This window comes from Gluconacetobacter sp., assembly GCF_047721585.1.
Lineage (GTDB): Bacteria > Pseudomonadota > Alphaproteobacteria > Acetobacterales > Acetobacteraceae > Gluconacetobacter > Gluconacetobacter dulcium.
The window spans coordinates 19,555-35,560 of the sequence record NZ_JBDNXE010000034.1; the positions used below are offsets into that span (position 1 = coordinate 19,555).

General features: G+C 67.6%; 17 protein-coding genes. 2 read left to right on the forward strand and 15 right to left on the reverse strand.

Annotated features, from left to right (window positions below; translation table 11 throughout):
• Positions 1–127 precede the first annotated feature (127 nt).
• The 15 genes from ABF821_RS08600 to ABF821_RS08670 form a co-directional block, all read right to left on the reverse strand.
• Entirely contained in the window at positions 128–1,636 is a 1,509-nt protein-coding gene (locus tag ABF821_RS08600; protein WP_182972349.1) for an NADH-quinone oxidoreductase subunit M, read from the reverse strand.
• Positions 1,637–1,816: 180 nt separating this feature from the next.
• Complete coding sequence (gene mutL / locus ABF821_RS08605; protein ID WP_415529709.1) at positions 1,817–3,697, reverse strand: DNA mismatch repair endonuclease MutL; 1,881 nt, start codon at positions 3,695–3,697, stop codon at positions 1,817–1,819.
• A gap of 142 nt (positions 3,698–3,839) precedes the next feature.
• Positions 3,840–4,367, reverse strand: a complete 528-nt coding sequence (locus ABF821_RS08610) for a DUF3035 domain-containing protein (RefSeq protein ID WP_182972351.1) — start codon at positions 4,365–4,367, stop codon at positions 3,840–3,842.
• A gap of 10 nt (positions 4,368–4,377) precedes the next feature.
• The gene (gene lspA / locus ABF821_RS08615) at positions 4,378–4,914 is read right to left on the reverse strand and encodes a signal peptidase II (protein WP_182972352.1); all 537 of its coding nucleotides are present in this window, start codon (positions 4,912–4,914) and stop codon (positions 4,378–4,380) included.
• Entirely contained in the window at positions 4,911–7,802 is a 2,892-nt protein-coding gene (gene ileS, locus ABF821_RS08620; protein ID WP_415529710.1) for an isoleucine--tRNA ligase, read from the reverse strand. Before ileS ends, lspA begins: the two co-directional genes overlap by 4 nt.
• Before the next feature lie 119 nt (positions 7,803–7,921).
• The gene (locus tag ABF821_RS08625; protein ID WP_415529711.1) at positions 7,922–8,869 is read right to left on the reverse strand and encodes a bifunctional riboflavin kinase/FAD synthetase; all 948 of its coding nucleotides are present in this window, start codon (positions 8,867–8,869) and stop codon (positions 7,922–7,924) included.
• Positions 8,866–9,591, reverse strand: a complete 726-nt coding sequence (gene mtnC / locus ABF821_RS08630; protein WP_182972355.1) for an acireductone synthase — start codon at positions 9,589–9,591, stop codon at positions 8,866–8,868. The genes ABF821_RS08625 and mtnC overlap by 4 nt, the downstream gene beginning before the upstream one ends.
• Positions 9,592–9,598: 7 nt before the next feature.
• The gene (locus ABF821_RS08635; protein WP_415529712.1) at positions 9,599–10,138 is read right to left on the reverse strand and encodes a 1,2-dihydroxy-3-keto-5-methylthiopentene dioxygenase; all 540 of its coding nucleotides are present in this window, start codon (positions 10,136–10,138) and stop codon (positions 9,599–9,601) included.
• On the reverse strand, positions 10,135–10,761 hold the full coding sequence (locus tag ABF821_RS08640) for a methylthioribulose 1-phosphate dehydratase (protein WP_415529713.1): 627 nt from the start codon (positions 10,759–10,761) through the stop codon (positions 10,135–10,137). The genes ABF821_RS08635 and ABF821_RS08640 overlap by 4 nt, the downstream gene beginning before the upstream one ends.
• Before the next feature lie 40 nt (positions 10,762–10,801).
• Complete coding sequence (locus ABF821_RS08645) at positions 10,802–11,068, reverse strand: twin-arginine translocase TatA/TatE family subunit (RefSeq protein WP_182972358.1); 267 nt, start codon at positions 11,066–11,068, stop codon at positions 10,802–10,804.
• Positions 11,069–11,211: 143 nt separating this feature from the next.
• Entirely contained in the window at positions 11,212–11,670 is a 459-nt protein-coding gene (locus tag ABF821_RS08650) for a CHAP domain-containing protein (RefSeq protein WP_183009015.1), read from the reverse strand.
• 29 nt (positions 11,671–11,699) lie between these two features.
• Positions 11,700–12,371, reverse strand: a complete 672-nt coding sequence (locus ABF821_RS08655) for a regulatory protein RecX (protein WP_415529714.1) — start codon at positions 12,369–12,371, stop codon at positions 11,700–11,702.
• 114 nt (positions 12,372–12,485) lie between these two features.
• On the reverse strand, positions 12,486–13,061 hold the full coding sequence (locus ABF821_RS08660) for a hypothetical protein (RefSeq protein ID WP_415529715.1): 576 nt from the start codon (positions 13,059–13,061) through the stop codon (positions 12,486–12,488).
• 138 nt (positions 13,062–13,199) lie between these two features.
• Positions 13,200–13,325, reverse strand: a complete 126-nt coding sequence (gene ykgO, locus ABF821_RS08665) for a type B 50S ribosomal protein L36 (RefSeq protein ID WP_012223099.1) — start codon at positions 13,323–13,325, stop codon at positions 13,200–13,202.
• Between the two features lie 108 nt (positions 13,326–13,433).
• Entirely contained in the window at positions 13,434–14,366 is a 933-nt protein-coding gene (locus tag ABF821_RS08670; protein ID WP_415529716.1) for a hydrogen peroxide-inducible genes activator, read from the reverse strand.
• A 132-nt stretch (positions 14,367–14,498) separates the two neighbouring features.
• On the opposite strand from ABF821_RS08670, the gene ABF821_RS08675 reads away from it, so the two are divergent.
• Positions 14,499–15,041 carry a peroxiredoxin gene (locus ABF821_RS08675; protein WP_182972361.1) on the forward strand — a complete coding sequence of 181 codons (543 nt, stop codon included), beginning with the start codon at positions 14,499–14,501 and terminating at the stop codon, positions 15,039–15,041.
• Between the two features lie 227 nt (positions 15,042–15,268).
• Positions 15,269–15,811 (forward strand): carboxymuconolactone decarboxylase family protein, encoded by a 543-nt coding sequence (locus ABF821_RS08680; RefSeq protein ID WP_182972362.1) that lies wholly within the window; start codon positions 15,269–15,271, stop codon positions 15,809–15,811.
• The last annotated feature ends 195 nt before the right edge of the window (positions 15,812–16,006 follow it).

Genomic DNA, 16,006 nt, shown 5'->3' on the forward strand with positions numbered 1-16,006 from the left:
ATCGGCTTATCCGCTCTCCAGGCGCGGGCACCCTGCCTTAATGGGGGCCTCTCCGGCCGTCACCGAACGAAATCAGGGCGCGGCGCATATACGCCACGCCCTGTTGCCCTCCCGAATGCGGGACCGGTCAGCGGGAAGCGAGATGCACCGGCGCAAGGGCCGCCTGGGCGGCCGGCGCCGAAACGGCATTGACCACCGCCGGATCGAACACCCGCAGGAAGCTGGTGGGGTGGATGCCCATCCACAGCGTGACCAGCGCGCAGGGCACCAGAACCGCCAGTTCCGGCCCGGTCAGGTCGCGCAGCATCGCCACCACGCCACGCCCCGGCGCGCCGAACATCACCCGGCGATACAGCACCAGCATATAGACCGCACCCAGGATCATGCTGCTGCCCGCCAGGAAGGCGACCCAGAACGAGACATGGATGGCGCCGACCATCACCAGCCACTCACCGACGAAGGCGCCGGTCCCCGGCAGGCCGATATTGGCCATCACGAACAGCATGCCCAGCGTCGCCAGCACCGGCATCTTGTGCGCAACGCCGGAGAAGGCGTCGATCGAGCGCGTCTCCGCCCGCCAGGACACGGCGGCCACGCAGAAGAACAGCGCGGTAATGATCACGCCGTGCGACAGCATCTGGAAGATCGCGCCGTCGATACCCTCCGGCGTCAGGGTGAACAGCCCGACCGCGATCACCCCCATATGCGAGAACGAGGAATAGGCGATCAGCCGCTTCATGTCCGTCTGCGCCAAGGCGATGATGGCGGCATAGATCACGGCGATCACCCCCAGCGTCAGCACATAGGGCGCGAACATCCGGGCGGCATCGGGGAACATCAGCACGCCGAAACGCAGCAGCCCATACGCGCCGGCCTTGGACAGCACGCCCGAAAGCATGGCCGTCGTCGGCGTGGGCGCCTCGGTATAGGCATCGGGCAGCCACGCATGCAGCGGGAACAGCGGCAGTTTCACCCCGAAGGCCAGGATAAAGCCCAGCAACAGCCAGCACTGCATGGCCGGGGCGAAATTCGCATGCATCAGCACGGGGATGTCGGTGGTGCCGGTCATGGTCCACATCGCCAGCAGCGCCAGCAGCATGAACAGCGACCCGCCGAAGGTGAACAGGAAGAACTGCATCGAGGCCCAGACCCGCTTCGGCCCGCCCCATATGCCGATCATCAGACTGCCCGGAATCAGCGTCGCTTCATAGAACACGTAGAAAAGAACCAGATCCAGCGCCGAAAACAGGCCGACCAGCGTGGTTTCCAGCAGCAGAAGCGCCACCATGTAGTCCCGCACCCGCGTCGTCACCAGCTTCCACCCGCCGATCACCGCCAGCGGCGTCAGAAAGGTGGAGAGCAGCACGAACAGCAGGCTGATCCCATCGACCCCGGTATGGTACGACACGCCGAACGACGCGGCCCAATCCGCCTGCTGCACGAACTGAAAGCCCGGCACCCGCGGGTCGAACTCGGCCCAGATCACCACCGACAGCGCAAAGACCAGCAGGCTGGTCCACAACGCCACCCATCGCGATGCGGTCTCGATCGCCTCGGAGGTGCCGCGCATCAGGAAGATGGCAAGCGCGCCGCCCAGCGGCAGATACGTGACCAGGGAGAGCAGGATGGGATGCACGTCGGTCTCATCGTCCGTGAAAGATGGCGAAGCCTATCCCTGTTCCGGCAACGAGACTACCCAGGCGCCGCATCACGTTCTCCCGAGCAGCACCGGTTTTCCGCACTTTACGCAACCGGGGCCACGCGCTGACGTTGAAGCAGCCCCGCATTTTTCATCACGCGCCGCCGTGCGCACCGATTATCGCCGGCCGAACAGGGTCTCCAGATCCGCGCGACTCAGCTTCACCCAGGTCGGCCGCCCGTGCGAGCAGGTGCCGGCGCGCGGGGTGCGTTCCATGTCGCGCAGCAGCGCGTCCATCTCCTCCCGCGTCAGGCTGCGCCCGGCCCGCACGCTGCCATGGCACGCCATGCGGGCCAGGATGGCATCCAGCCGCCCATCCAACGCCTGCACCTCGTCGGCATCGGCCAGATCGTCTTCGGCCATTTCCTCGGCCATGTCGCGCAGCAGGCCGGCCGGATCGTCGGTCCCCAGCAGCGCCGGCAACGCCCGCACCAGCACAGCATCCCCCCCGAACGGCTCGATCTCCACCCCCAGGGCCGACAGCGTGCCGGCACGGGCCAGCACCGCCTCCGCCCCGCCACGCGGCAGCGTCACCACTTCGGGCAACAGCAGGCGCTGGGCACGCAGAGTACCGTCCAGATACTGGGCTCGCAGCCGTTCATGCGTCAGGCGCTCATGCGCGGCATGCTGGTCCACCAGCACCAGCGCCCCGTCGCCCGACACCGCGATCACATAGGTGCCCATCACCTGCGCCACCGCGGCCCCCAGCGGATAATCCACCGGATCGGCCAGAACGGCCCGCGCCTCTTCCACCGGCCCCGAACCGCCCCCCGGTCCCGGAGGCGCAACAGGCAACACGGGGTCCAGGACGCGCGCGGCCGGCCGATCCCCCAGATCGAGTCGCCCGCCGGAAAACGCCGCCGGACCAGGCGCCGCAAAGACCGGCGCCGCCGGGCGCGCGGGTGCGGGGTCGGATGGCGGATACCAGATCCGCGCCGGCCCCGCCACGCGCGACTGCAACAGCCCCGGCCGCACCCCGGCCACGCCGGCACCGCCGCCCAGCGCCCGGCCCAACGCCCCGATCACCAGCCCGCGCACCGCCGCCGGATCGGCAAAACGCAGTTCCGTCTTGGCCGGGTGGACGTTCACATCCACCATGTCCGGCGGAATGGTCAGCGACAGCGCCACCACCGCATGCCGCCCATGCTCGATCACATGCCGGTAGCCGACGCGCACCGCCGTCCGCAGCACCGGATCGACCACCGGCCGGCCATTGACCAGCAGAATCTGTCCCGCCGCCGTCGCCCGATGCACCGACGGGCCGCAGGCGAAACCGCTCAGCACCAGGTCGCCTTTCACCCCCTCGACCGGCAGCATGCCGTCCGCGCCCTCGGTCTCCAGAATGGCGGCGACCCGCTCCGCCATGTCCTGGCACGGCAGGTCGAACACCACCCGCTCGTCCAGTTGCAGGCGAAAGGCCACATGCGGCACCGACAGCGCCAGCCGCCGCACCGTAATGTCGGCATGTCCGGCCTCGACGCGGGGACTCTTGAGGAATTTGCGCCGGGCGGGCGTGGCGAAGAACATATCCTCCACCACCACGCGGGTTCCCGCCGTACCGGCGCAGGGCGCGGGCGTCCCCACCAGCCCGCCTTCCACCGTCACCCGCCACGCGCTGTCGGCCCCATGCGGGCGCGAGGTCACCGAAAGCCGCGCCGCCGCCCCGATCGACGGCAGCGCCTCGCCCCGAAACCCCAGGGTTTCGATCCGCACCAGCGTCTCGTCACGCAGTTTCGAGGTGCAATGCCGCTCGACCGCCAGCATCAGGTCGTCGGGCGTCATGCCGCACCCGTCATCGACCACTTCGATCCGGTCGATCCCGCCCTGTTCCAGCAGGATCGAAATCCGCCGCGCCCCGGAATCGATCGCGTTCTCGACCAGTTCCTTCAACGCGGCGGCGGGGCGCTCGATCACTTCGCCCGCCGCGATGCGGTTGACCACCTGTTCCGACAAACGCCGGATCACCGGTCGGGCGGGCAGGCTCGACGAATCACTCATGGGCACAGGCTAAACCATCCGCCCCACGGGGGCGAAATCCTTTTCGGTGGAGGGAAACCAGGGCCAAAATAAAAAAAGGACCAGCCAAGGCCGGTCCCCTTCCTCCATGCCGGCCGGCAACCCGGCCCGGCCATCCCTGGCTCTACTTGCTCGGGGCCTTGCTCTTGACGGTCGGCGTGGCACCCTGGGTCGGGCTGTTGCCCAGCGCCGAATTCTGGCGCAGACGGCGGTTCTCGGCCTCGCCGTCCACCTCGCCGCCGGCGCCCCCGCCGTTCCAGAACATCAACTGGTTGATAAAGCCCTGCCCGGCCGGACCAAGCTCACCCTTGTCCGAACTGTCCGAGGCCGCGTCGGCCTCGTTCACCAGCGCGGCCTGGCCGGCGCTCGGCGCGCCATCGGCGCCCTGAAGCGCGACATTGGGCGACAGGGTCTCGAGCGCCTGCAATCTCGGGCTCTCGTCCTGCGGGCGCGACGAATCGCTGTGCGGAACCGCCAGTTCCTGCGTCGGCGGCATCGACAGCGGGGCGCGCGTCGTCACCGTATATTCGTCCGGCGAATCGCGTTCCAGGCCGAAGGCCCGATTGAGGTCCGAGCCGGAGCAACCGGCAAGAAGGACTCCGCCCGACAGCAGAAGTGCGAACGGAACCAGACGAGGGAATAGGGGCGCCATGCTTCGCTTTCTACCGCTCCTGCCCGGTTCCGGCAAGGCCACGCCGCTCGGTCAGGCTGTCGAACAATAAAATGGCAACGCCGCAATCGATCGCGGCATCCGCCAGATTGAACACGTAGAAACTGTATCCGTACGCATGCAGGTGCACGAAATCGACCACCGCGCCGTAATGCAGCCGGTCGATCACATTGCCGATCGCCCCGCCCATGACCGCGCCAAGCCCCGCGGCCACCCACGGGCGGCTGGTCCGCGCCAGCCAGATCGTCAGCACCAGCACCACCGCCAGCGCCACGACCGTAAAGACGACCCGCCCCATCCCCGCCATGCCACCGAGCATGCCGAACGTGATGGCATGGTTCCATACCATGGTCAGGCTGAAGAACGGCAGCACGGGAACCGAAACCCGGTTCGGCAGGTCCAGCCCGTACAGAATCCAGTATTTGCTCCCCTGATCCAGCAGCAGCACGAGCAGGAACAGCGCCGCGCCGATAACCCGGCAGCGCAGGGCCGGCCGAAAAGCGCCGCCCCCCAGCACGGCCTCACTCATGCCCCGGCCCGCGCATCGACGACCGCGACGCAACGCAGGCACAATTCAGGATGGGCAGCCTGGCTCCCCACCTCGTCCAGCACCTTCCAGCAGCGGGCACATTTATGCCCAGACGCCGCGGAGATGACCGGCGCGCCATGGGCACCCACAGCCCCACCGTCGCGCTCCTCGCCCTCACCGGCCAGGAAGATCGACGCCGCCCCCGGCTCCACCGTGATCGACGCCTGCGACACGATCGCCAGTTCGCACCAATCGACATCGGCGAAGCGTCCGGCCTCTTCCTCCGACAGTTTCAGTTCCAGCGCCGCCTGAAGCGACGACCCCACGATGCCGCCACGCCGGGCCGCCTCGATCTCGGTCGTCACCACCCGGCGCACGCCGCGCAGCGTCATCCAGCGATCGGCCAGATCCGGGCGGATCCACTCCTCGGGCAGCGCGGGGAAGGATTGCAGATGCACGCTCTCGGCCTCGCCGAAACGCGCGGTCCACGCCTCTTCGGCCGTAAAGACCAGCACCGGCGCCAGCCACGCGCACAGGCAGCGATGCAGTTGGTCCAGCACCGTACGGGCGGCCCGACGGCGCAGATTGTCCGCGCCGTCGCAATAGATCGCATCCTTGCGCACGTCGAAATAGAACGCCGACAGATCAGTGGCGCAGAACCCATGCACGGCGGCATAGACGCCAACCCATTCATGCGTCTTCACCGCCCGGTCGATCTGCGCGCCCAGTTCGGTCAGCCGATGCAGCACCCACTGTTCCAGTTCGGGCATCTGCTCGTAGGGCACACGCTCGGCGTCGGTGAACCCGTCCAGCGCGCCCAGCAGCCACCGCAACGTGTTGCGCAGCCGGCGATAGAGTTCGCCCTGCTGTTTCAGGATCTCGCTGCCGATGCGCAGGTCTTCGTTGGTGTCGGAATTCATCACCCACAGGCGCAGGATATCCGCGCCCAGCGAGTCGTTCACGTCCTGCGGGGCCACCACATTGCCCAGCGACTTCGACATCTTGCGGCCCTGCTCGTCCAGCACGAAGCCGTTGGTCACCAGCGCGCGATAGGGCGCGATCCCGCGCGTGCCCACACTTTCCAGCAGCGAGGACTGGAACCAGCCGCGATGCTGGTCGGACCCTTCCAGATACAGATCGGCCGGGAACGGCATGCCGTCACGCCCCAGCACGAAGGCATGGGTCGATCCGCTCTCGAACCACACATCGACGATGTCGAACACCTGCTCGTACTCGTCGGGGTTGCGGTCGTTGCCCAGGAACCGGCTGGCGGGCGCGCTGTACCACACATCCGCGCCCTCGGTGCGGAAGGCGTCCACGATGCGCTGCATCACCACCGGATCGCGCAACACCTCGCCGCTCCGCTTCTCGACGAACACCGCGATCGGCACCCCCCACGCCCGCTGGCGGCTGATGCACCAGTCCGGGCGCCCGGCAACCATCGAGGTCAGGCGGTTGCGCGCCTGGGCGGGCACGAACGTCACGTCTTCCAGCGCACGCAGGGCACGGGCGCGCAACTGGCCCTCGCCATCCATGCGGATGAACCATTGCGGCGTGGCGCGATAGATCACCGGCGCGCGCGACCGCCAGGAATGCGGATAGGAATGCACCAGCGTCGCACGCGCCACCAGCCCGGCCGGCGCCTCGCCGGCATCGTTGGCCTTCTGCATCGCCTCCGTCAGCGCCACACAGACCGGCTCGGCCGCCTTGAAGACATGCCCGCCCGCGAACAGCGGCACCCAGTCGGCATAGCGCCCGTCATCCAGCACCAGTTCCGGCACCTCGATCCCGTTCGCCACCGTCAGCGCGAAATCGTCCTCGCCATGGGCCGGCGCCATATGGACCAGCCCGGTGCCCGCATCGGTGGTCACGAAATCGCCGCCCAGCAGCGGCACGTCGAAATCGTAGCCCTGCCCGCGCAGCGGATGGGCACAGATCGCCCCCGTCAGCGCCTCGCCAGGCATGGTGTAGAGCACGTAATGCTCGGTGATCCCGGCGGCGGCGCAGAACGGCGCGATCAGCGCCTCGGCCACCAGCAGGCGGGCGCCCGGCTCCAGCAACGCATTGTCGGTCACCCCGTCGACGCGCAGCACCGCGTAGGTGATCTCCGGCCCGAAGGCGATGGCGCGGTTGCCGGGGATGGTCCAGGGCGTGGTCGTCCAGATCACGGCCGAAACATCCTGGAGCACCCCGGTCGGCGTCGGGTCGTGGATGAACGGAAACGCGACATGGATCGTGGTCGATTCATGGTCGCGATATTCGATTTCGGCCTCGGCCAGCGCCGTCTTCTCCACCGGGCTCCACATCACCGGGCGCAGCCCGCGATAGAGCAGCCCGTTCAGCAGAAAGCGGCCGATTTCCTCTGCGATCGTGGCTTCGGAGGAGAAATCCATCGTGGCATAGCGCTCGTCCCACTCGGCCTGCACACCCAGGCGGCGGAACTCGGCGGCCTGGATCTCGACCCATTTCGCGGCATAGGCCCGGCATTCGGCGCGGAACTGAAGGACCGGCACCGAATCCTTGTCGCGCCCGGACTTGCGATATTCCTCTTCGATCTTCCATTCGATCGGCAGGCCGTGGCAGTCCCAGCCGGGGCGGTAAAGCACCGCGAAACCGGCCATCCGATGGGCGCGATTGACCACATCCTTCAGGATCTTGTTCAGCGCGTGGCCGATATGCAGGTTACCGTTCGCATAAGGCGGCCCGTCATGCAGCATGAAGGACGGCCGCCCCTCCGCCTGCGCGCGCAACTGCCCGTCCAGCCCGCTGGCCGCCCAGTGCGCCAGAATCTCCGGCTCCCGCGTCGGCAGGCTGCCCCGCATGGGGAAGCTGGTTTTCGGCAGGAATACCGTATCCCGATAGAGATCCTGTGACTTCGACTCGGTCATGACCCTGAATTTCTGGCTACTGGCGACAATGAACAACGATGCGACGGAAAGATTATTCCCCTCGCGGACCCAACCTTATGCGGAGCCGCACGCCAGATGGTCAAGCTTGGCAGGCCGTATCACAGGCCCGTCCGCGTCAGCCGGTCCAGATATGTCCGGGCGGTCGCCGCGTCCTCGGCGATCTGCGCCTTCAGCGCATCGAGCCCATCGAAGCGCCGTTCGTCGCGCAACAGCGTATGCAGCGCGACAGACAGCGTCTGGCCGTACAGATCCCCCTCGAAATCCAGCAGATGGACTTCCAGCCGGCTTTTCTGCCCGTCATCGATGGTCGGGCGCCGGCCGATATTGGCCACCCCCGGCCAGGCTTGCCCATCGGGCAGCCGCACCGTCACGGCATACACACCCCGCGCGGGCTCCAGATGCCGGCCCAGCGGCACATTGGCTGTCGGAAAGCCCAGCAGGCGGCCGCGCTTGTCGCCATGCTGCACCACGCCCCGGATCGCCCAGGGCCGTCCCAGTTCCTCGGCCGCGCGCTCGGGATACCCGTCCTGCAACAGCCTGCGGATGCGCGTCGAGGAATAAGGCCCCCCCGCGTCGGCCAGCGCCGGCACAATGGTCATCCCGATCCCCAGTTCCTCGGCCCGCTCGGCCAGGAACGCGACATTACCGCCCCGACGATGGCCGAAGGCAAAATCGGTGCCGCAGGCCAGGTGCCGCAGGCCGAGTCCCTCATGCAGCACGTCCGTCACGAACTGCTCGGCGGTCATGGCGCTGAAGGCGGCATCGAAGGGAATCTGGAAAACGTGCCTCACACCCAGCGCCGAAAGGGCGGCCAGCCGCTCCTCGGCCAGGGTCAGGCGGAAAGGCGGGTCCTGCGGGCGGAACACTTCCCGCGGATGAGGCTCGAACGTCACCACCGCCAGCCCCAGATCGGGCCGCGCGGTATGCAGCGTGTGCAGCAGATGGGCATGGCCCAGATGCACCCCGTCGAAATTGCCCAGCGCCGCCGCCATGCCCCGCGCCGCGTCGGGGATATGCCGCCAGCCGGTATGCAGATGCGCCCTCATGGCGTGCCAGGCAAAGCAAACAGGCGCGCCACCTCATCCAGCGTGGCGGCCACCGGATGCCCCTCGCCGGGGCGGGTGCCATCCTCCGGCCGGGCAAGCTGGCAGGTCCGCAGCCCCGCCGCCGCCGCGGCATCCAGTTCGGCCACGATATCGGAGAGAAACAACGTGCGCCCCGCCTCCCATCCGGCCTCGGCCAGAATGGCGCGATAACTGTCCGCCTCGCGCTTGCCGCCGATCCGCAGGTCATAGAACCCGTCGAAGAGGCCGCGCACGTCGCCCTCGGTCGTATGGCCATAGATCAGGCGCTGCGCCGCCTCCGAGCCCGAAGAATAGACCGCCAGCCGCAGCCCGCCTTCATGCCAGCGCCGCAAGGCCGGCAGCACGTCGGGATACAGCGCCGCCTGCAAGGCACCGGTGCGGTAGCCTTCCGCCCATGCCAGCCCCTGCAACGCCTTCAGCGGCCCGATCTTCTCGTCCCGGTCCATCCAGTCATTCAACTGCGCCAGCGGCGCCACGCCGGGCGCCAGCCGGGCGATGTCGGCCACGGCGTCCCGCACGGCCGGCTCGTCGCCGCGCGTCGCCAGCAATTCGGGCAACGCCTTGCGGGCATAGGGGAAGAGAACCTGATGCACGAAGGCGACCGGAATCGTCGTGCCTTCGATATCCAGCAGAACGGAGTCGATCCCCCCGTCCGCGTGCGTCGCCGCTTCGGCCACCGTCATCCGCTCCTCAGGCTGCTGGAAAGCGCCGGGCGATATCGTCGCCCGTATATTGGGCGATCCAGCCGGTCTTGTCGGTAAAGACCCGCAACGCCACCACATCGGGCTCCATCCCGGCATCGAACCAGTGCGGAATGCCCGCCGGCACCGAAATCAGGTCGCCCGCCACGCAATGCACGTCATAGACGCTGCCGCCGACATGCAGCACGAAATTACCCCAGCCATGAACGAAGAACCGGACCTCATCCTCGCTATGGATATGTTCCGAGAGGAATTTCGCGCGCAGTTCGGGCAGGTTCGGGGTCTGGGTGGTAATCCGCACCACATCGGCCGATCCCGCCCCGGTCTTCCCCATCAGTTCGTCCAGATAGGGGCGATAGGCGTCCAGCACGGCTTCGGGCGAGGCATCGGGCGGCGGCACCACCGGACTGTCCCAGCGTTCGAACCGCACACCGATGTCCCCCAGGGTCTGGGCGATCTCCGGCGCGCTGTCGGTCCGCGACACGACGCGGCCCGGATCGTCATCGCGATAGACGGTCAGGCGGCTCATCGGCGCAGCTTCCTCTTTTCCAGTTCGCAGGCCAGCAGAAACTCCAGCCCCTCCAGCCGGGCCAGAGCCACGTCCATGGTGGCGCCCCACACATAAACGCCATGGCCGCGAATGATGTATCCCGCCGGCATCCGCCCCAGTTTGGGCGCCACGACGGTGCACAGCCGGGCAATGTCCTGGTCATTGTCGAACACCGGCACACGCACGCTGGCGTCATGGGTGGTCTGCCCCTCGAACACCTTCTGGACCTCATAGTCCGCCAGGGTCAGGGCACCATCGACCGTCGCCATCGACAGCACGGTCGAAGCGACGGAATGACCATGCAGCACCGCCCCGATGGCCGGGTCATGCGCGTAAAGCTGGCAATGCAGCAGGGTCTCGGCACTGGGCCGGTCGCCCGGATGCACGGCCTTGCCGTCCATCCCGACCTCGATCACGCCCTCCTGCGTCAGGCAGCCCTTGTGCCCGCCCGACCGCGTGATCGCGATCCGCCCGTCCGGCAGGCGGCGGCTGATATTGCCCGCCGTGGCCGGCACCCAGCCAAACCGGTCCATCCGCCGGCCGGCGGCGATGACATCCCGCACCGCGCCGGCCCACAGATCCGTCGTCGTCATCTGGTCCATATCGGAAAATGATCCTGAATCGTGCGCCCTGGCCCCAGCCTCAGGGGGTCGAGGAACCAGAGGGGCGACCGGATGCCGAGAAGCTGGCATCGCGCTGCGCCCCGGCCGCCGGCCCCGGCGGCGCGATATGCCCGCCCGGCCCCGGATTGCTGTTTTCCATGTTCTCGTCGTCGGCCATGTTCTTCTTGAACGATTTCACGCCGCGCGCGACATCGCCCATCAGCGTGCTGATCTTGCCGCCGCCGCCAAACAGAACCAGCACGACGGCCAGAACGATCAGCCAGTGCCAGATGCTCAAGCTACCCATAACACACACCCTCGTTTCCGCGCCGTGGCGCCGTCGGCTTCCGGACCGACCCCGATCCGCCCGGACAATCCCGACATCACATGAATCCCGATAAGACATGGAACCGGGAAGCCCGCCATGCAAGCGCCCCGTCCCGCACCCGCTCAAGCGTCCGGCGACGGACGATCCGGCAGGTCGCGCGAGATGAACCCATATGTGGGATAGACGCTTTTACCCATGCTGTGAACCGGCTGCCACCAGACCCGCACCGCAGACCAGTCATTGGCCCGCGAGACATCGACCACCGGAATGCCCCGATCGATGCGCCCCGGCACCCAGTTCGCCTGATCGACCAGGATCGCCCGCGACCCACGCACCTGCCGCACGACCGACACATGCCCGTCCGGCAGCCGGCGGGTAGAGCGGAACACCAGCACCTCGCCCGGCGCAGGCACCTGCGTATGCGCATACGCCCCTTCCGACTGCCGCCACCAGCCGGCGGCGGCACCGCTCAACCGCAACCCGGTCACCGAACGCGCATAGGGCGCGCACTGCACCGGCCCGTTCCAGCCACGGCCGCTTCCACCGCCGCAGGCCGCCAGCGGCAACAGGCCGCACAGCATCAGCCAACGCACGCGCCTGGCGCGGCCCGTCACGCCGATTTCATCCGGATAATCCGGTCCTCGGCTTCCTCGGGGTCCATATCCAGCGCCGCCTCCGCCGTCGCGCGACCAAACCCGGCCCGCGCCATGGCATCCAGCACCTTGCGGCGACGCACCGCCGCCTCGTCGCCCGAAACCACGTCCTCATCCCCCTCCCGCGCGGGGGCAAACGGCCCGGCACGGCGCCGACGCGCAAAGATCAGCGCCGCCGCCAGTTCCACGTCCTGTCCATCCTGCCCGCGCGCGCCCAGCGCGTCATCCAGCACGGCCCCAACCGTTTCCGCCTCGACCCCGCGCGCGGCCAGATGCGCCTGCACCGCCCGGCGCGACCGGCCGGAGCGTGTCAGCGACCGGGCGCGCGACCCGGCAAAGGCCGCATCATCCACCGCGCCCAGTTCCACCATGTCGGCCACCACCTGCGCGATCACCGCACCAAGCGGCGCCATCCGGCTTTCCACCTCCTCCGACAGTTCGCCGCCCTCGACGGCCCGCCGCGCCCAGCGCTGCACGCGGCGCTCCAGCACCTGCGTCAAGCCGGCGCGGGTCGTACCGAAACGGGCCAGATGCGCCAGCGCGGTCGCCCGCAACAGCGCACGATCCGGCACCGGTCCGACCGCCCGGCGCCCACCCGTCGTCGTTCCACGTACGGCCTGATCACTCATGAAGCCCGTATGCCATAAAATGTCAGGAATCGCGACAGTTACGTCATACAATGCGGGCATCTCACACCCACGCCCCAGACACATAATCCGAGACTACATCCGCGGCACCGCCCATCAGGTCGGGCGACCAAATGCCTTCAGGTGCAATTGCTCGCCCTTGGTGCGGCCACCCTCCACCATCGGGTCCAGCGCCATCACCCGCTGCCAGGCCCGCTCGGCCGCCTGCCAGTCGCCACGCTGTTCCTCGATCGCCGACAGCAACCGCCACGCCACCGCATCCTGCCCATCATGCTGGAGCGCAACACCCAGGTCGGCAATCGCCCCGGTCAGGTCGCGCGCCGCCAGCCGTGCCTGCGCCCGGTCACGCCACAGGATCGCTACATCCGGCTGCAACACCAGCGCATCGTCCAGATCCTCGACCGCACTCAACGCCTTGCCCTCGGCCAGATGCGCCACGGCACCGCGTTGCAACAGGCGTGTGGTGGGAGAAAGCGCATGTCGCCGCGCCTGCTCCAGCCGAACTTCCAGATCCGCCGCAGCCGCCCGGGAGGACGCTCGCGCCAGTTGAGCCGTCAGAACAGACAGGTCCGGAGTCGCAGACGGGTCGGGATGGGTCGCTTGCCCCGCCCCAGCGGAAGCAGCCGGTGCCGGAGCGGCACGCCCACCAGGCACATCAGCCCACGCAGGCACAACGCAACCCAGCCACAACCACGCTGCCGCCAGCACGCGTACGCGCGAAAACCCACGCCCACCGCCCGGAATCCGGGGGCAGGCGCGGGTTTTCGCGTCATCCAAAAAGAACGGAACGGCCAAGGCCGCCCGCAACATTCAGCCCTGACGGGCCTTCATGCGGGGGTTCTTCTTGTTGATGACATAGACCTTGCCATGACGACGGACCACACGGCAGTCCTTGTCACGAACCTTGGCCGACTTCAGGCTGTTTCTGATCTTCATGACCCGACCCTCACTGGCGGCGGTAAACCGCGAAGACGGGCCGAATACCGGTCGAGCGCCCCCGAGTCAACCATCCACCCCCGTTTTCGGCCCTTTCGGGCGGTATTTTCACCCCTCGACCGAGGCAGCGAGCCCCGGTGGCCGAACATGCGGGGCCAGCAGGCGGAAATCCCCCGCGCGCGGCGAGCGCGCACGCCAGCCCAGCCCGATGGTGCGCCACGCCTGGCACCCCGTCACCGGCCGCACCACCACCGGATGGTCGCGCAGAATGCCCGACTCCACCGCCAGTTGCGGCAACAGCGCAATCCCCAGCCCATCCGCCACCATCTCGACCAGCGTATAGAGCGAGGTCACGACGAACTCCTCCTCGCCCTCGGTGCTGGTCCATCCCCGGTCCTGCCGGCACAGCGCCAGGGTCTGGTCGCGCAGGCAATGGCCGTCTTCCAGAAGGACCATCCGCTCGCCGGCGATACGCTCCACCGGAATCGCCTCCAGCGCCGTCAGCGGATGGTTTGCCGGCAGCACCAGCATGAATTCATCCCGCCACAAAGGCAGCATTTCGGCCCCCTCGCATGGGCAGGGCATGGCCAGCAGCACCAGGTCCAGCCGGCCCAGGGCCAGCTTGTCCAGCACATTGCCGGTCAGGTCCTCGTTCACCGACAGGCGAATCTGCGGAAAATGCCGGCGCAGCCGCGCCACCAGCCCCGGCAGCACAAAAGGCCCGATGGTCGGAATCACCCCCAGCCGCAGCAGCCCGGTCATTGGCGCGCGCGAGGCATCGGCCACATCCTGCACGGCCTGTAGCGCTTCCAGCGCGAATCGCGCCCGCGCCGCCACCTCGTCGCCGATGGGGGTAAAGACCACACGCTTGCCCACATTGCGGTCCAGAAGCTGAATATCCAACTGCCGTTCCAGCGCCAGGATACCGGCCGAAAGCGTGGATTGCGTCACCGCGCAGGCCTGCGCCGCACGGCCGAAATGGCGCATCTCCGCCAACGTGATCAGATAGCGCAGTTGCTGGGCCGAAGGCAGGGGCGTCATCGACTCACTCGATCATCCGGATATAAATTATTCATTGGCATGATATCGCCTTCGGAGCCATAGATACAACCCATGCCGTGACCGCCTTCTGTGGCCACGGTCACGACCACCTAATGCAAGGGAGCAGAACCGATGCTGACAGTCGGCGATAAATTTCCGGAATTCGATCTGGCAGCCGTCCCCGGCGGCCCGGAAGGGCTGAAGGGCGATTTCGTCCAGATTTCGGACAAGAGCGATGCGGGCAAGTGGAAGCTGGTCTTCTTCTGGCCGAAGGATTTCACGTTCGTCTGCCCGACCGAAATCGTCGCGTTCGGCAAGCTGGCCGGCGAATTCAAGGACCGTGACACCGTGGTCTACGGCGTCTCGATCGACAGCGAGTTCGTGCATCTGAACTGGCGCCTGCATCACGAAGACCTCAAGGGCCTTCAGATCCCGATGCTGGCCGACATCAAGCGCGAGCTGTCGACCGCCCTGGGCGTCCTGTCGCCGACGGCCGGCGTCGCCAACCGCGCGACCTTCCTGGTCGACCCGGAAGGCATCATCCGCCACGTCAGCGTCAACGACCTCTCGGTCGGCCGCAACCCGCAGGAAGTCCTACGTATCCTGGACGCGCTGCAGAGCGACGAGCTGTGCCCGTGCAACTGGAAGCAGGGCGAAGCCTTCCTGAAGCCCTGATCCCTTCCCGATCAGGACGGTCCGGCCATCAGGCCGGACCACGCCGCCTGTCCGGGGCCGGACAGGCGGACGCGGGCTCCGCCCGCCACGGGTGCCGGATCACCACACGGTGACGCCCCGATAAACGACGACGGAAAACGCCCGTCTTCCTTTATTCATTCGCCGGAGCCTCCCCGCGACCGTCCGCATGGCCGGCCGGGCGCCTCCGCCCAGCAGGTCACGCCGCCATGTCGATCGAATCGCTCAAGGAACGCCTTCCCGATTACGCGAAGGATCTGAAGCTCAATCTCAGCTCCCTGGCCAACGACATCACCCTGACGCCGCAGCAACTGGCCGGAACCTTCGTGGCCTCCGCCCTCGCCGCGCGCAACGAGGACGTCACGCGCGCCATCGTGGCCGAATACAAATCGGTCCTCTCGCCCGAAGCCCTCGAAGCCGCCAAGGCCGCTGCCGCGATCATGGGCATGAACAACATCTATTACCGCTTCGTGCATATGGTCGAAGGCGACTACGCCAAGATGCCCGCGCGCCTGCGGATGAACGTCATCGGCCGCCCCGGCATCGAAAAGCTGGATTTCGAACTGTGGTCGCTCGCCGTCTCGGCCATCAATGGCTGCGGCATGTGCGTCGAAAGCCACGAGCGGGTGGTGCGCGAGGGCGGCCTGTCCGCCGAACAGGTCCAGACGGCCGTCCGGGTCGCCGCCACGGTCCACGGAGTCGCCGTCACGCTCGATGGCGCCAAGGCCCTGGGCGAAGCCGGCGCGAACTGAATTTCCCCGCCCGGCGCCCCACCGCGCCGGGCAGGTTTTTCGCCGACCGTCATTTTTTTCCGTGTAGCCTGTTGCCAGAATCGCCGGGCTTTGTTAATTCGCCCTCCACACACGGATGTGGGGCACAAACCCCAAGCCGATGCGGGTGTAGCTCAGTTGGTTAGAGCGCCGGCCTGTCACGCCGGAGGTCGCGGG

Excerpts from the sequence above, each read along its gene's own strand:
- lspA (WP_182972352.1), bottom strand. The coding sequence starts at position 4,914 with ATGAGTGAGGCCGTGCTGGGGGGCGGCGCTTTTCGGCCGGCCCTGCGC.
- mtnC (WP_182972355.1), bottom strand. The coding sequence starts at position 9,591 with ATGACGGTGGCCGAAGCGGCGACGCACGCGGACGGGGGGATCGACTCC.
- ABF821_RS08645 (WP_182972358.1), bottom strand. The coding sequence starts at position 11,068 with ATGGGTAGCTTGAGCATCTGGCACTGGCTGATCGTTCTGGCCGTCGTG.
- ABF821_RS08650 (WP_183009015.1), bottom strand. The coding sequence starts at position 11,670 with ATGCTGTGCGGCCTGTTGCCGCTGGCGGCCTGCGGCGGTGGAAGCGGC.
- ykgO (WP_012223099.1), bottom strand. The coding sequence starts at position 13,325 with ATGAAGATCAGAAACAGCCTGAAGTCGGCCAAGGTTCGTGACAAGGAC.
- ABF821_RS08680 (WP_182972362.1), top strand. The coding sequence starts at position 15,269 with ATGTCGATCGAATCGCTCAAGGAACGCCTTCCCGATTACGCGAAGGAT.
- ABF821_RS08670 (WP_415529716.1), bottom strand. The coding sequence starts at position 14,366 with ATGACGCCCCTGCCTTCGGCCCAGCAACTGCGCTATCTGATCACGTTG.
- ileS (WP_415529710.1), bottom strand. The coding sequence starts at position 7,802 with ATGACCGAGTCGAAGTCACAGGATCTCTATCGGGATACGGTATTCCTG.
- ABF821_RS08625 (WP_415529711.1), bottom strand. The coding sequence starts at position 8,869 with ATGAGGGCGCATCTGCATACCGGCTGGCGGCATATCCCCGACGCGGCG.
- ABF821_RS08610 (WP_182972351.1), bottom strand. The coding sequence starts at position 4,367 with ATGGCGCCCCTATTCCCTCGTCTGGTTCCGTTCGCACTTCTGCTGTCG.
- ABF821_RS08655 (WP_415529714.1), bottom strand. The coding sequence starts at position 12,371 with ATGAGTGATCAGGCCGTACGTGGAACGACGACGGGTGGGCGCCGGGCG.
- ABF821_RS08635 (WP_415529712.1), bottom strand. The coding sequence starts at position 10,138 with ATGAGCCGCCTGACCGTCTATCGCGATGACGATCCGGGCCGCGTCGTG.
- ABF821_RS08640 (WP_415529713.1), bottom strand. The coding sequence starts at position 10,761 with ATGGACCAGATGACGACGACGGATCTGTGGGCCGGCGCGGTGCGGGAT.
- ABF821_RS08675 (WP_182972361.1), top strand. The coding sequence starts at position 14,499 with ATGCTGACAGTCGGCGATAAATTTCCGGAATTCGATCTGGCAGCCGTC.
- mutL (WP_415529709.1), bottom strand. The coding sequence starts at position 3,697 with ATGAGTGATTCGTCGAGCCTGCCCGCCCGACCGGTGATCCGGCGTTTG.